Genomic DNA, 14012 nt, shown 5'->3' with positions numbered 1-14012 from the left:
AAAAGACCCCCACCAACCAGAAAACTGGTCGACAGAGAAATAAATTTGGCATTTGACAAGTGCACGCTGTTGAGTTCTCAAAGATCGGACGCACCCGGGTTCCAGCCTCACGACCATCACCCCAGGGCAACTTCACAACCTTACACCCACCGAACCACCAGCCGCACCAGCGACCGGAAACTCGAAGAGTGGAAGAAACCCATCCTAGACCGGAACGGTCGGCCAGCCAAGCGACTGGAGTTCAGATGAGGTTGTTCGCAACTTGAGGGGAGCCGGACCAGCTGGCCCTTCGCTCTACCCTTTGGGGCGAACAACAAGAACATTACGCCGATCTGGCAGGTGCGTCGAATCGGCACCTCATCCCGGGCGTGTCGCAGCCTTCGCGTCGCCCGAGCACCCGGGCGCGGCATCCCTCCGGGCACCGCGCTACCGTGGACGGCATGACCGAAGAACGCTGGGTGTGGGGCGCCGGCCTCGCCACGATCGCCGACGACGGAACCGTGCTCGACACGTGGTTCCCCTCCCCCGCCGCAGGACGGATCCCGCTCGGATACGACCCGAAGCTCCCGCCGGACGAGCTGGACCGGCTCGCCGTGCCGGACGCGCGTCGCGCGGTCGAGGTCGAGATCGTGACGCTCGAGATCGACCTGGACGCCGCGCCGGCGTCGACCTCGGACGCCTACCTGCGTCTGCACGCGCTCTCGCACCGGCTCGCGCAGCCGAATACCGTGAACCTCGACGGCATCTTCGGATTCCTGCCGAATGTCGCGTGGACCACGGCCGGCCCCGTGCATCCCGACGCACTGACCCGCCTGCGTCCGTTCCTCGTGCGCGAAGGCATCCAGGTGCAGAGCCTCGACAAGTTCCCCCGGCTTCTCGACTACGTCACGCCCGCCGGCGTCCGGATCGCGGATGCCTCCCGCGTGCGCCTGGGCGCATACCTGTCCCCCGGGACCACCGTCATGCACGAAGGTTTCGTGAACTTCAACGCCGGCACGCTCGGCCAGAGTATGGTCGAGGGCCGCATCTCGCAGGGCGTCGTCGTGGGCGACGGCAGCGACATCGGCGGCGGCGCGTCCATCATGGGCACGCTGTCGGGCGGCGGCACCCACAAGGTGGCGGTCGGGGCGCGCACGCTGCTCGGTGCCAACGCGGGCATCGGCATCTCGCTCGGCGACGACTGCGTCGTCGAGGCGGGGCTGTACATCACGGCCGGCACCAAGATCGTGCTGGTGGACGAGCCGCGCCGGGCCGACGGGACGCCGTCGACGGCCAAGGGCGGCGATCTGTCGGGCCGCGACGGGCTGCTGTTCCGGCGGAACTCCCTCAGCGGCGCCGTCGAGGCCGTCCGTCGCGCGGGAGTCGGCGTCACCCTGAACGAGGCGCTGCACGCCTGATCTGATTCGCGGGAGGCCGTCGGCGCGAGCCGGCGGCCTCTCTCTCGTCAGCGGCGGATGGCGTTGATCGCGAGATCGAGTACCCGGGCGCGCTGAGCCTCGTCGTCGAAGGACGCCACGGCGGCGACCCCCGACACCAGCTTCACCACGTCGCCGATCGTGACGTCGGGAACGACCTCGCCGGCCTCCTGCGCGCGGACGAGCAGCGGTTCCCCGGCGGCGAACATGATCGTGCGGCACTCCGCCAGCACGGGCGAACGGCGGTTGAGTCCTTCGAGGAGCGCGTGCTTCGTGCCGACGTAGGCGACGAAACGCTCGAGCCACGCTCGCAGCGCGTCCCACGGCTCGAGGTCGGAGACCTCGTCGGCTGCGCGCACGAGCGCGTCGACCTCGCCGAGGTACAGCGTCTCGATGAGGTCGTCACGCGTCGGGAAGTTGCGATAGAGCGTTCCGATGCCGACGCCCGCGCGCCGCGCGATGTCTTCGAGGGATGCCGCCGACCCCTGCTCTGCGAAGGCCTCACGCCCTGCGGCCACGAGCGCATCGAAGTTGCGAGCGGCGTCGGCACGCTGCGGCCGGCGCGACTCGAGGGCGGAGATCCGCTCGATGACGGGCATTTCTCGTTGACCTCCGGATGATGGCGAAACTGACGGTTGCGAAGCGGAGGGTCCCTCCGCTAATCTCAAAGCGGAGGCTACCTCCGTTCGGAGACCTACCTCCACTTTATACGGATCCTCTCGGATCCGCACCCATCGGAAGGCTCATCGATGCCCAGCCCCACCCCTTCATCCCGCGCGGCGTTCGCGGCGATCGCGATCAGCGTCGCCTCGCTCGCCCTGCTGCAGAACCTCGTCATCCCCGTCATCCCGCTGATCGCCGAGGACTTCGGCGTCACGCCGGACGCGGCATCCTGGACCAACACGGCCTGGCTCATCGCCGCCGCCGTCGCGACTCCGCTCCTGGGCCGCATCGGCGACCTGCGGGGCCGCCGCAACACGTTCCTCATCGTCATCGGTGTCGTCGCACTCGGCGACATCGTCGCGTCGTTCGCCGCCAACCTGCCCGTGCTGATCCTCGCGCGCGTGCTGCAGGGCGTCGGCGGAGCACTGTTCCCCCTCGCCTTCGGCCTGCTCCGCGACGTCATGCCGCGCGAACGGCTCACCGGCGCGATCGGCGCCACGAGCGCCATCATCGGCATCGGCGGCGCCGCGGGCAGCGTGCTCGCCGGCCCGCTCGCCGCCCTGCTCGGCTGGCACGGCATTTTCGCCGTGCCGTTCGTCGCCGCGGTCGCGGGCATGGTGCTCACCGTCACCCTCGTCCCGCGCACCGGCGCCCGCGCGCAGGGCAGCGTGAACGTTCTTTCCGCCATCCTGCTCTCGGGCTGGCTCATCGCGCTGCTGGTGCCGCTCAGCTCGGGTGCTCGCTGGGGCTGGTCCTCACCGATGACGCTCGCGCTCTTCGGCGCGGCGGTCCTGCTCATGGCCGGGTGGGTCGTCTCCGAGCTGCGCTCGGACAACCCGCTCGTCGACCTCCGTCTCATGGCAGCACGGGCGATCTGGCCGGTCAACGCCGCCGCGCTGCTCATCGGCGTCGCCGCGTTCGGATTCTGGGGCTACCTGCCGCAGTTCCTCGAGACCCCCGCAAGCTCGGGCTGGGGCCTCGGGCTCACCGTGCAGTCGGCCGGCTTCGCCCTGCTGCCCCTCCTCGTCGGGATGTCGGGCGTCGGATTCGCCGCGGGAGCGATCGCCCGCGTCGTGCCCCTGCGCGTGATGATGGCGCTCGGCGCGCTGTTGATGGCGGGCGGCGTCGTGTTCGCCGTTGCAGAGCACAGCAGCCTGCTGACGATCGCGGTCGCGGGAGGCGTGTTCGGCGTCGGCATCGGCCTCGCCTACGCCTCTGCGGCGAGCATCATCGTCGAGAGCGTCCCCGCGGACCGCACCGGCATCGCCACCGGCGTCAACGCGAACCTGCGCACCATCGGCTCGGCGATCGGCTCGGCGTTCACGACGGCCATCGTGTTCGGCTCGGTCGCCCCCGGCGACTCCCCCACGCTCGACAGTTACACCGTGGCATGGCTGGCCATCGCCGGAGCCGCGGTCGTCGCGGCCGTCATCGTGCTGGCCGTCCGGCCGCGTCGGCGGACGGATGCCGCCGCCACAGGCACGGTCGAGACCACGGAGGAGACGCCCGCTTTCGCCGAGGCGATCTGACGCCTCCTGCAGTCCGCACAGACGAAGGATGCCGCACCCCACGGGGTGCGGCATCCTTCGTCTGTGTCTCAGCCGAGCGTCTGCGTCTCAGCCGAGGCCGGGGTAGGTGCGCTCCGGGGCGCCGACGTACAGCTGCTGCGGGCGACCGATCTTCGTCTGCGGGTCGCTCGCCGCCTCGCGCCACTGCGCGAGCCAGCCCGGCAGACGGCCGATCGCGAAGAGCACGGTGAACATGCGCGTCGGGAAGCCCATCGCCTTGTAGATGACGCCGGTGTAGAAGTCGACGTTCGGGTACAGGCGGCGGTCCTGGAAGTACGCGTCATTGAGCGCGATCTCTTCCAGCTCCTTGGCGAGGTCCAGCAGCGGGTCGCTGACGCCGAGGGCCGCGAGCACCTCGTCGGCAGACTCCTTCACGAGCTTCGCGCGCGGGTCGTAGTTCTTGTAGACGCGGTGACCGAAGCCCATGAGCTTCACCCCGTCCTCCTTGTTCTTCACCCGCTCGACGAAGCGCTGCACGCTCTCACCCGAGTCACGGATGCGCGCAAGCATGTCGAGCACGGCCTCGTTGGCGCCGCCGTGCAGCGGCCCGTAGAGGGCGTTGATGCCGGCCGAGATCGACGAGAACTGGTTCGCGCCGGTCGAGCCGACCAGGCGCACGGTCGAGGTCGAGGCATTCTGCTCGTGGTCCTCGTGGAGGATCAGGAGGCGCTCGAGCGCACGCGACATCACGGGATTGACGTCGTAGACCTCCGACAGCACGCCGAAGTTGAGCTTCAGGAAGTTGTCGACGAAGCCCAGCGAGTTGTCGGGGTACAGGAACGCCTGGCCGATGCTCTTCTTGTGGGCGTACGCCGCGATCACCGGCAGCTTCGCAAGCATGCGGATCGTGTTGAGCTCGACGTGCTCGGGGTTGTTCGGGTCGGACTGGTGCTCGTAGTAGGTCGACAGCGCCGAGACCGCCGACGACAGCACCGACATCGGGTGGGCCGTGTGAGGCAGCGCCGAGAAGAACCGCTTGAGGTCCTCGTGCAGCAGCGTGTGCCGGCGGATCTTCTCGTCGAACTCGGCCAGCTCGTCGGCCGTCGGCAGCTCGCCGTAGATCAGCAGCCACGCCACCTCGAGGTACGTGCTGTTCTTCGCCAGCTGCTCGATGGGGTAGCCCCGATAGCGCAGGATGCCCTGGTCGCCGTCGATGTACGTGATCGCGGACTTGGTCGCCGCCGTGTTCACGAAGCCGTAGTCGAGCGCGGTGTGGCCGGTCTGGCGGGTGAAGGTGGAGAAGTCCACGCTCGGCGTGCCGTCGGTGCCCCGCAGCAGCGGGAACTCCGCGGTGGTGTCACCGATCGTGAGGGTGGCCTTCTCCTGCTGGGTGCCCGCGTCGCTCACGGCGCCTCCTCGCGATTTCTGGTCGTGCCGGGGGTGTCGTCCTGTCCCTGGTGATGCCGTGACGGCTTCTGCCTCAGGACGGAGATACGGGACGGGGGATGCCGCGTCGCCGCGTCCTACAGCCTAGTCCGCTGTCGCGCCTACTGTTGACACGACCAAAGCGACGAGGCATCCGATGGAGGATTCGTCAGTCCTGGAGGACCGACACCGCGCGCAGGCGGTCGGCGGCGGCAGCGATGCGCTCGTCGGTCGCGGTGAGCGACAGACGCACGTGCTGCGGGAAGTGCGTGCCGTAGAAATGGCCGGGACCCGCCAGGATGCCGAGATCCGCGAGCCGCCCCAGGCTCTCCCACGCGTCGCGGCCCTCCGTGGCCCACAGGTAGAGACCGCCCTCGCTGCCGTCGATGTGGAAGCCGGCGGCCTCGACCGCAGGTCTCAGCACCTCGCGGCGCCGGCGATACAGCTCCCGCTGCGACGCCACATGCGCGTCGTCGTCGAGGGCGGCGGCCATCGCCGCCTGGACCGGCAGCGGCAGCATGAGACCGAGGTGCTTGCGTGCGGTGAGCAGCCGCGCCACGATCGCCGGGTCGCCCGCAAGGAACGCCGCACGATAGCCGGCGAGGTTCGACTGCTTGCTGAGCGAGTAGACCGACAGGATGCCGCGCACATCGCCGTCCGTCACGCGGGGGTCGAGGGCGGACGGAACCGGCTCGGCGTCCCACGGGGCGTCCCAGCCGAGTTCGGCGTAGCACTCGTCGGAGGCGAGGACGGCGCCGAGCTCTCGCGCCCGCGCGGTCGCTGCGCGCAGCGCGTCGACGTCGAGGATGCGTCCGTCGGGGTTGCCGGGCGAGTTGACCCACACCAGACGCGTCGCCGCCGGCCACTCGTCGGGGTCGTCGGACGCGAACGGCGTGGCGCCGACCAGTCGGGCGCCGACCTCGTAGGTCGGGTACGCCGCCCGAGGATGCACGACGACGTCCCCCGGGCCGAGGCCCAGCAGCAGCGGCAGCAGCGCCACGAGCTCCTTCGAGCCGACCGTGGGCAGCACGTCCTCGGGGGTCAGGCCCGGTACGCCGCGGCGGCGGGCGTACCAGCCGGCGATCGCGGCGCGCAGGGCGGGGGTTCCCATCGTCTGCGGGTACGCGTGCGCGTCGGTGGCGGCGCGCAGGGCGTCGGCGACGACCGCCGGAGTCGGGTCGACAGGCGACCCGATCGACAGGTCGACCAGACCGTCGGGGTGGGAGCGTGCCCGCGCGGCATAGGGCGCGACAGCATCCCAGGGGTAGTCGGCGAGGTCGGCGACCCCCACGTCAGTGTTCCTGCGGGGGCAGTGCCTCGATGATCGGGTGGTCCTTGTGGATCACGCCGACCTTGGCGGCGCCGCCGGGTGAGCCGATGTCGTCGAAGAACTCGACGTTGGCCTTGTAGTAGTCCTGCCACTCGTCGGGCAGGTCGTCCTCGTAGTAGATCGCCTCGACCGGGCACACCGGTTCGCAGGCGCCGCAGTCCACGCACTCGTCGGGGTGGATGTACAGCGAGCGGTCACCCTCGTAGATGCAGTCCACCGGACACTCGTCGATGCAGGCGCGGTCCTTGACGTCCACGCAGGGAAGGGCGATCACGTACGTCACACCCCGAGTCTATGGGAGCGGGGCCCGCCCCGCGCCCCGGTGACGCACGCGGCGCTCAGTCCTCGACCGAGGACTCCGGCCCGTGCGGCACCATGCGCGGCAGCGACTCGGGCCACGCGATCACGATCGTCGCCGCGAGCGGGACGAGGATCGTCCACACGATCCCCGGGTTGAACTGCCCCTCCGCCGCCTGCGGGACAACGACGGAGCCGCCCGGACCTGCCCCGGAGAACACCAGCGTCGCGACCATCACGCCCAGGCCCGCGGCGAGGGCCGCCCATCGGTCGCCCGTGAGTAGACGCACCGCGACGAGGAGCGCGACGACCCCGATCGTCGCCAGCACCAGCCCGAGGGGGAACCAGCCGAGCATGTACGCCTGCGCCACCGTCCCCGCGACCCCGTACACCGCGCCCACGACGAACGCCACCACCCACGTGCCGAACCGGGACCACGAGAAGCTCACCGGGCAAGTCTAGGCGTCAGGCCGCCCAGCCCCACAGCCGCAGAAGTGCGGCGACGACGGCCGCGGCCACCACCACCACGAGGAACGGCGCGCGCAGCAGCAGGAGTCCCGCGGCCACGAGCACGGCGGGGACCCGCGCGTCGACCACGACGGCTTGGCCGGCGCCGAGGGTCTGCACGGCGACGAGCGCCGCCAGCAGCGCCACCGTCAGCAGATCCGCGATACGCAGCGGCCTCGGCGCCTCGACCCACTTCGGTGGGATCAGGTAGCCGACCGTCTTGAGGGCGACACAGACGATGGATGCCACGAGCACAGCCGACCACATGGTCATGGCAGTCCCTCCCGTTCTGCGACGTCGTCGGGTTCCTGCTCAGGGCGCTCGTCGCGGCCGAGCCAGTTCGTCCACCCCACGAGGATCGCGACGAGCGCGGCGACGACGACCGGAAGCCCCGGCATGAGCACGGGGGTCAGCACGGTCGCGACGACCGCGGCCGCGACGCCGACGACGATGGGCTGACGGGCCCGCAGACGCGGCCACAGCAGCGCGAGGAACGCGGCCGCCGCGGCGGCGTCGAGGCCGTACGCGCGCGGATCGCCGAGGACGTCGCCGAGGAGCGCGCCCGCCAGCGTCGAGAGGTTCCAGCCGATGTAGATGCCGATGCCGGTGACCCAGAAGCCGAGCGTGCGCGCCCGCTGCGTCGTCTGAGCCAGCGACACCGCGGTCGATTCGTCGATTGTGAACTGTGCCGCCGCGGCCCGTCGCCAGAACCCGGCGCCGACGACGGGCGACATGCGGATCCCGTACGCGATGTTGCGCACGCCCAGTAGCGCCGCAGATGCGATCGCGGCGGGGATCGCCGTCAGTCCCCCGGCTCCGACGATGCCGACGAACGCGAACTGCGAGCCGCCGGTGAACATCACGAGACTGAGCACGCACGTCTGCCAGACGTCCAGCCCCGCGGCGACCGCGAGTGCGCCGAACGAGATGCCGTAGGCGCTCGTGGCCAGGGCGACGCCCAGCCCCTCGCGTACCGCCCTGCGTGCCTCGCCCGCACCGTGAGCGCCGTCGAAGTGCGGGTCCAGGGTCACGGGGTCGATCCTAGCGACGGGTCCCCACACCGTCAGCCTGCGCCGCCCACAGCAGACCGCGCCGGCGGGGACTGCTCTCCGGTGCAACGACGGATGCCGCGCCCCGGACCTCATCGGGCACGGGGCGCGGCATCCATGCGATTCTTACGCGTTGGCGTCCTGGCGCTTCAGACGCGACGCGGCACGGCCGCGCTCGGTGGCGTCGAGGACGACCTTGCGGATGCGCACCTTCTCGGGCGTGACCTCGACGCATTCGTCGTCACGGGCGAACTCGAGGCTCTCCTCGAGGGTGAGCACGCGCGGCGGCGTCATCGACTCGAAGGAGTCAGACGTCGACGAACGCATGTTCGTGAGCTTCTTCTCCTTGGTGATGTTGACATCCATGTCGTCGGCGCGCGAGTTCTCGCCGATGACCATGCCCTCGTAGACCTCTTCGGTCGGCTGCACGAAGAAGCTCATGCGCTCCTGGAGGGCGATCATGGCGAAGGGCGTGACGACACCCATGCGGTCGGCGACGATCGAGCCGTTCTGGCGCGTGGTGATGGCGCCCGCCCAGTCGTCGTAGCCGTGCGAGATCGCGTTGGCGATGCCGGTGCCGCGGGTGATCGTGAGGAACTCGCTGCGGAAGCCGATGAGGCCGCGCGACGGGACGATGAACTCCATGCGCACCCAGCCGGTGCCGTGGTTGGTCATCGTGTCCATGCGGCCCTTGCGGGCGGCCATGAGCTGAGTGATCGCGCCGAGGTGCTCTTCGGGGGCGTCGATCGTGAGGTGCTCGAACGGCTCCTTGACCTTGCCGTCCTCGCCCTTCTTGGTGACCACCTGGGGCTTGCCGACCGTCAGCTCGAAGCCCTCGCGGCGCATGTTCTCGACCAGGATCGCGAGAGCCAGCTCACCGCGGCCCTGCACCTCCCACGCGTCGGGGCGTCCGATGTCGACGACCTTCAGCGACACGTTGCCGACGAGCTCGCGGTCGAGGCGGTCCTTCACCATGCGCGCGGTCAGCTTGTGACCCTTCACCTTGCCCATGAGGGGCGAGGTGTTGGTGCCGATCGTCATCGAGATGGCGGGGTCGTCGACGTGGATCGCCGGCAGCGGCCGCACATCCTCGGGGTCGGCGATCGTCTCGCCGATCGTGATGTTCTCGATTCCGGCGATGGCGACGATGTCGCCGGGGCCGGCCTCCTCGGCGGGGTAGCGCTCGAGCGCCTTCGTCTTGAGCAGCTCGGTGATCCGGGCGTTCGAGTGCGAGCCGTCGTGGCGCACCCAGGCGACCGTCTGGCCCTTCTTCAGGGTGCCGTTGAACACGCGCAGGAGTGCCAGGCGGCCGAGGAACGGGCTGGAGTCGAGGTTCGTCACCCACGCCTGCAGCGGGGCCTCGTCGTCGTACGACGGCGCCGGGACGTGCTCGAGGATCGCCTCGAACAGCGGCTCGAGGTCGGCGTTGTCGGGCAGCTCGCCGTTGGCCGGACGCGTGCGCGACGCCGCGCCGGCACGGCCGGAGGCGTACACGACAGGGACGTCCAGCAGGGCGTCGACATCCAGGTCGGGGACGTCCTCGTGCAGATCGGACGCGAGACCGAGGAGCAGATCGTGCGCCTCCTCCTCGACCTCCGCGATGCGGGCGTCGGGGCGGTCGGTCTTGTTGACCAGGAGGATGACGGGGAGCTTCGCCTCGAGCGCCTTGCGCAGCACGAAGCGCGTCTGCGGCAGCGGGCCCTCGCTCGCATCGACGAGCAGCACGACGCCGTCGACCATCGACAGGCCGCGCTCGACCTCGCCGCCGAAGTCGGCGTGGCCGGGGGTGTCGATCACGTTGATCGTCACCGGCACCTCGGTGTGCGCGCCGTTGTAGGTGATCGCCGTGTTCTTGGCGAGGATCGTGATGCCCTTCTCGCGCTCGAGGTCGTTCGAGTCCATCGCGCGCTCTTCGACGTGAGCGTGCTCGCCGAACGAGCCGGTCTGGCGGAGCATGGCGTCGACGAGAGTGGTCTTGCCATGGTCGACGTGGGCGACGATCGCGACGTTGCGGAGGTCCGGACGGAGGGCGCGCGCCATGAGGGAATCCTTGAAAGAGAAGGGGGATGCCGGAGTGCCGGCATCCCCCATTCTATCGGGCGCACCTGGACATCTCCTTCCGGTGATGTTCAGGCCGTCGTGAGCGTCAGCTCTCGGCGCCTCCGGTCGACGCGAGAAGTGCGGCGCGCGCCTCGCGGCGCAGCCGCTGCTCCTCGGGGTTCGGCACCGGGACGGCGGCGATGAGGCGCTGCGTGTAGGGGTCGGTCGCCCCGCGCAGGATCTCGTCGCGCGTGCCGGTCTCCACGAGCTTGCCGTGGTGCATCACCGCGATGCGGTGCGACAGGATGTCGACGACGGCGAGGTCGTGGCTGATGAACAGGCACGCGAACTGCAGCTGCTGCTGGAGGTCCTGGAGCAGGTCGAGGAATCGCGCCTGCACCGACACGTCGAGGGCCGAGGTGGGCTCGTCGGCCACCAGCAGCTCCGGCGCGAGCGCAAGGGCGCGCGCGATGCCGACGCGCTGACGCTGACCGCCCGAGAGCTCGTGCGGGAAGCGGTTGCGGTAGGACCGCGGCAGCTCGACCTGGCTGAGCAGCGCCTCGACGCGCTTGTCGAGGTCCTTGCCCTTGGCTTCGCCCGACAGCAGGATCGGCTCGCCGATCGATTCGCCGATCGGCATGCGCGGGTTCAGCGAGGACGCCGGGTCCTGGAACACGATGCCCGTGCGGCGACGGATCGCGAACAGGTCCTTCGAGGTCGCCTTCGAGATGTCGGTGCCGACCGCCGTGAGCTTGCCCTCCGCAATGGGGAGCAGGCCGATCGCGGCGCGGCCGAGCGTCGTCTTGCCCGAGCCCGACTCGCCCACGAGGCCGACGATCTCGCCCGGGTAGATCGCGAGGTCGATGTGCTCCGCCGCCCGGAACGCCGGGATGCGGCCGCGCTTCGGGTAGTCGATCGCCACGTCCTCGAAGGCCAGCACCGGCTTGCGGGTCTCGACGACCTCGTCGGCGACCTCCGTCGCCCGCTCGCGAATCGACGACACCGACGGGACGGTCGACGTCTCGGTGACGACCTCGTCCGCGACGCTCGCCTCGGTCTCGAGCACGCCGAGGCCGAGGTGCGGCACCGACGCCAGCAGCTGCTGCGTGTACGGGTGCTTCGGGTCGTGGAAGATCTGGTCGACCGCGCCGGACTCGACCACGACGCCGTTCTTCATCACCATGATGCGGTCGGCGAGGTCGGCGACCACGCCCATGTCGTGGGTGATGAGGATGATCGCCGAGTCGAGGCGCTTGTGGAGGTTGCGCAGCAGGTCGAGGACCTCGGCCTGCACCGTCACGTCGAGGGCCGTGGTCGGCTCGTCGGCGATGAGCAGCAGCGGGTCGCACGAGATCGACTGCGCGATCATCGCGCGCTGGCGCTGACCGCCCGACAGCTGGTGCGGGTACTTGTTGAACGACTGCTCGGGGTTGGGCATCTCGACCATGCGCAGCAGGTCGACCGCCTTCTCCTTCGCGATGCTCGGAGACAGGCCACGGTCGTGAGAACGCAGCGACTCCATGATCTGGAAGCCGATCGTGTAGACCGGGTTGAGCGCCGTCATGGGCTCCTGGAAGATCACCGCGATCTCGTTGCCGCGCAGCGACCTCAGCGTCACCGGGTCGGCACCGCGCAGCTCGCGGCCGAGGAGCTTGATCGATCCCGTGACGCGCGCGTTCTCGGGGAGGAGGCCGAGCAGCGACATCGAGCTGGTGCTCTTGCCGGAGCCGGACTCGCCGACGATGGCGAGCACCTCGCCGCGGCGCACCTCGTAGTTCATGTCGATGGCGGCGGGGTAGAACTCGCCCTCGACCCAGAACTCGACGCCCAGGTTCTCGACCTTGAGGATCGTCTCGGGAAGGGCCTCGTGCGAAGCCGCGATTTCGGCCTCGACGCCCGTCGTGTCAGTCATTCTGTGGTGTCCCATCTGCAAAGCTTGAAGTCATGTCGTTCCAGGAGGTCTTCTACCGGCCCGTATTCGGCCGCGTCCTCACCATCGTGACCATCGTTGTGTGCGCCCTCGGCATCGTCGGACTGTTCTGGTCCGATCCCGCCGCCGCGCTGCGCTATGTGTGGCCGATCATCCTCGTCGCCGTCGTGGCGTGGGCGCTGTTCTGGCGTCCGAGCCTGCGGGTCCAGGAGCACGGCATCACGGTCGAGAACGTGCTGCGCACGCACTTCGTGCCGTGGCCGTCGATCGTCGCCATCGATACGCGCTACTCGCTCACCCTGCACACCGCCGAGGGCCGTGTGCAGGTGTGGGCGGCGCCGTCGCCGGGGCGTCACCGCACACTCGGTCTCGCCCCGAAGGACTTCGACGGAGTGAGCGGATCCGCCCGCGGCGAATCTGGTGGCCTGCGACCCGCCGATGCCATGTCGGTGCCGACCGGCAACCTCGCCCAGCTGATCCGCGGCCACTGGGAGCGGCTGCGCGATGCCGGAGCCTTCGCCAGCGGCGTCGACCCGGAGGCCTCCACCGTGACGTGGCACTGGGCGACGATCGTGGTCGTCGCGGCGCTGGCCGCGGCGACCACGATCGGTCTGCTGGTCTAGCCCCAGGGCCTCCAGCAGAGGTTGCCGGGTCACGTCATCGCTCCGGATCGAGCGGTTTGTGCTGGACGTCGCCCGGTTCTTCGCGACGCGGATCGTTGAAGTTCACGATGTCGTCGCCGGAGTACGCGGTCTGGATCCCCACGTCGACCATGTGCGTGTCACCGGTCGTCGCCGGCGTCGTGTCGATGCTCGGCACGAGCGGTCCGCTCGCGCGGCCGGCACGGGCCATCGCGCGCTCGCTCGGCATCTTCTTCTGGCGCGGGTCGAACGCGTCGCGCAGACCGTCGCCGATGAAGTTGACGCACAGAGCGATCGCGATGATGAACAGACCCGGCCACCAGAAGAGCCATGGACGCGTCGAGAACGCGGCCTGGTTCTCGGAGATGATCTTGCCGAGCGACGTGTCGGGCGACTGCACACCGAACCCGAGGAAGCTCAGCGCAGACTCGAGCAGGATCGCACCTGCCATCAGCAGCGTCGCGTTCACGACGATGATGCCCACCGCGTTCGGCAGGATGTGACGGAAGATGATCCGGCGGTCACGCGCCCCCGACACACGGGCGGCGTCGACGAACTCGCGCTCGCGCAGGGTGAGGAACTCGCCGCGCACGAGGCGGGCCATGGTCGTCCAGGCGAAGAAGCCGATCACCACGCCCAGGAGCGCGGCACCCAGGCTGCCCAGCGCGAAGCCGAGCACCGAGCCGATCACGATCAGCGGGATCGTGATGATGATGTCGGTGAAGCGCATGAGCACCGAGTCGGTCCACTTGCCGTAGTAGCCGGCCGTCGCGCCGATGAGGACGCCGATGAGCGTCGCCACGATGCCGACGATCACCATCACCATGATCGACTGCTGCGTGCCGCGCATGACGACCGCGAAGATGTCACGGCCGACCTCGTCCTGACCGAACGGGTGGTCGCCGAACTGCAGCGGCCACAGGCTCATGGTGGGTTCGCCGTTGTTGACCTTCGGCGGGATCTCCTCCCATGAGTACTGCCACCAGCCGGGGATGCGGATGCCCCACAGCGCGACGCCTACCGACGTGAACGCCAGGATGATGATGAACGCGAGCACGATCATCGAGATCAGCGCGCCGCGGTGCCGGAAGAACCGACGCCGGACGATCTGACCCTGGCTGAGACCTTCGGTCTCTTTCTGCTCGATCGAGATCTCGGCGAGTGCCTGCGTCTCGGTTCCGGGCTGTTCAGTGAGGGAAGTGTTCAT

General features: G+C 69.5%; 13 protein-coding genes. 3 read left to right on the top strand and 10 right to left on the bottom strand.

Translation table 11 applies throughout. From position 1 onward, the window contains the following. Positions 1-440: 440 nt before the first annotated feature. Positions 441-1397: a 2,3,4,5-tetrahydropyridine-2,6-dicarboxylate N-succinyltransferase gene (gene dapD, locus ACFWJ8_RS08540; protein ID WP_378810586.1), complete on the top strand. Its 957-nt coding sequence runs from the start codon at positions 441-443 to the stop codon at positions 1395-1397. A gap of 47 nt (positions 1398-1444) precedes the next feature. On the opposite strand, the gene ACFWJ8_RS08535 is transcribed toward dapD, so the two are convergent. Next, a complete protein-coding gene (locus ACFWJ8_RS08535) occupies positions 1445-2014 on the bottom strand; it encodes a TetR/AcrR family transcriptional regulator (RefSeq protein WP_378810585.1) in 570 nt (189 codons plus the stop codon). Positions 2015-2164: 150 nt separating this feature from the next. Between ACFWJ8_RS08535 and ACFWJ8_RS08530 the strand changes: the two genes are divergently transcribed. Further along, positions 2165-3607, top strand: a complete 1443-nt coding sequence (locus ACFWJ8_RS08530; protein WP_378810583.1) for an MFS transporter — start codon at positions 2165-2167, stop codon at positions 3605-3607. A gap of 87 nt (positions 3608-3694) precedes the next feature. On the opposite strand, the gene ACFWJ8_RS08525 is transcribed toward ACFWJ8_RS08530, so the two are convergent. The 8 genes from ACFWJ8_RS08525 to ACFWJ8_RS08490 form a co-directional block, all read right to left on the bottom strand. Further along, positions 3695-4993, bottom strand: a complete 1299-nt coding sequence (locus ACFWJ8_RS08525; RefSeq protein ID WP_378810581.1) for a citrate synthase — start codon at positions 4991-4993, stop codon at positions 3695-3697. Between the two features lie 187 nt (positions 4994-5180). Further along, positions 5181-6302 carry a succinyldiaminopimelate transaminase gene (gene dapC / locus ACFWJ8_RS08520; RefSeq protein ID WP_378810580.1) on the bottom strand — a complete coding sequence of 374 codons (1122 nt, stop codon included), beginning with the start codon at positions 6300-6302 and terminating at the stop codon, positions 5181-5183. A 1-nt stretch (position 6303) separates the two neighbouring features. After that, positions 6304-6624, bottom strand: a complete 321-nt coding sequence (gene fdxA, locus ACFWJ8_RS08515; RefSeq protein WP_018170155.1) for a ferredoxin — start codon at positions 6622-6624, stop codon at positions 6304-6306. A gap of 55 nt (positions 6625-6679) precedes the next feature. After that, on the bottom strand, positions 6680-7087 hold the full coding sequence (locus ACFWJ8_RS08510) for a DUF6113 family protein (RefSeq protein WP_378810579.1): 408 nt from the start codon (positions 7085-7087) through the stop codon (positions 6680-6682). Between the two features lie 16 nt (positions 7088-7103). Continuing rightward, a complete protein-coding gene (locus tag ACFWJ8_RS08505) occupies positions 7104-7418 on the bottom strand; it encodes an AzlD domain-containing protein (protein ID WP_378810577.1) in 315 nt (104 codons plus the stop codon). Further along, complete coding sequence (locus ACFWJ8_RS08500) at positions 7415-8176, bottom strand: AzlC family ABC transporter permease (RefSeq protein ID WP_378810575.1); 762 nt, start codon at positions 8174-8176, stop codon at positions 7415-7417. The genes ACFWJ8_RS08505 and ACFWJ8_RS08500 overlap by 4 nt, the downstream gene beginning before the upstream one ends. A 144-nt stretch (positions 8177-8320) precedes the next feature. Beyond that, positions 8321-10234 (bottom strand): translational GTPase TypA, encoded by a 1914-nt coding sequence (gene typA / locus ACFWJ8_RS08495; protein ID WP_378810574.1) that lies wholly within the window; start codon positions 10232-10234, stop codon positions 8321-8323. Positions 10235-10340: 106 nt separating this feature from the next. After that, entirely contained in the window at positions 10341-12146 is a 1806-nt protein-coding gene (locus ACFWJ8_RS08490; RefSeq protein ID WP_378810572.1) for a dipeptide ABC transporter ATP-binding protein, read from the bottom strand. 32 nt (positions 12147-12178) lie between these two features. On the opposite strand from ACFWJ8_RS08490, the gene ACFWJ8_RS08485 reads away from it, so the two are divergent. Next, positions 12179-12787, top strand: a complete 609-nt coding sequence (locus tag ACFWJ8_RS08485) for a PH domain-containing protein (RefSeq protein WP_378810571.1) — start codon at positions 12179-12181, stop codon at positions 12785-12787. 34 nt (positions 12788-12821) lie between these two features. Here ACFWJ8_RS08485 and ACFWJ8_RS08480 read toward each other — a convergent pair whose 3' ends face one another. Continuing rightward, entirely contained in the window at positions 12822-14012 is a 1191-nt protein-coding gene (locus ACFWJ8_RS08480; RefSeq protein WP_378810570.1) for an ABC transporter permease, read from the bottom strand.

It is taken from the genome of Microbacterium sp. NPDC058389, from assembly GCF_042722305.1.
Classification (GTDB): Bacteria; Actinomycetota; Actinomycetes; order Actinomycetales; family Microbacteriaceae; genus Microbacterium.
Note: the sequence above shows the minus strand (reverse complement) of the source record. Positions and strands in the feature narration are given on the sequence as shown.

Bases quoted from the DNA above. Each gene is read 5' to 3' on its own strand.
- dapD (WP_378810586.1), top strand. From the start codon at position 441: ATGACCGAAGAACGCTGGGTGTGGGGCGCCGGCCTCGCCACGATCGCC.
- ACFWJ8_RS08535 (WP_378810585.1), bottom strand. From the start codon at position 2,014: ATGCCCGTCATCGAGCGGATCTCCGCCCTCGAGTCGCGCCGGCCGCAG.
- ACFWJ8_RS08530 (WP_378810583.1), top strand. From the start codon at position 2,165: ATGCCCAGCCCCACCCCTTCATCCCGCGCGGCGTTCGCGGCGATCGCG.
- ACFWJ8_RS08505 (WP_378810577.1), bottom strand. From the start codon at position 7,418: ATGACCATGTGGTCGGCTGTGCTCGTGGCATCCATCGTCTGTGTCGCC.
- typA (WP_378810574.1), bottom strand. From the start codon at position 10,234: ATGGCGCGCGCCCTCCGTCCGGACCTCCGCAACGTCGCGATCGTCGCC.
- ACFWJ8_RS08490 (WP_378810572.1), bottom strand. From the start codon at position 12,146: ATGACTGACACGACGGGCGTCGAGGCCGAAATCGCGGCTTCGCACGAG.
- ACFWJ8_RS08485 (WP_378810571.1), top strand. From the start codon at position 12,179: ATGTCGTTCCAGGAGGTCTTCTACCGGCCCGTATTCGGCCGCGTCCTC.
- ACFWJ8_RS08480 (WP_378810570.1), bottom strand. From the start codon at position 14,012: ATGAACACTTCCCTCACTGAACAGCCCGGAACCGAGACGCAGGCACTC.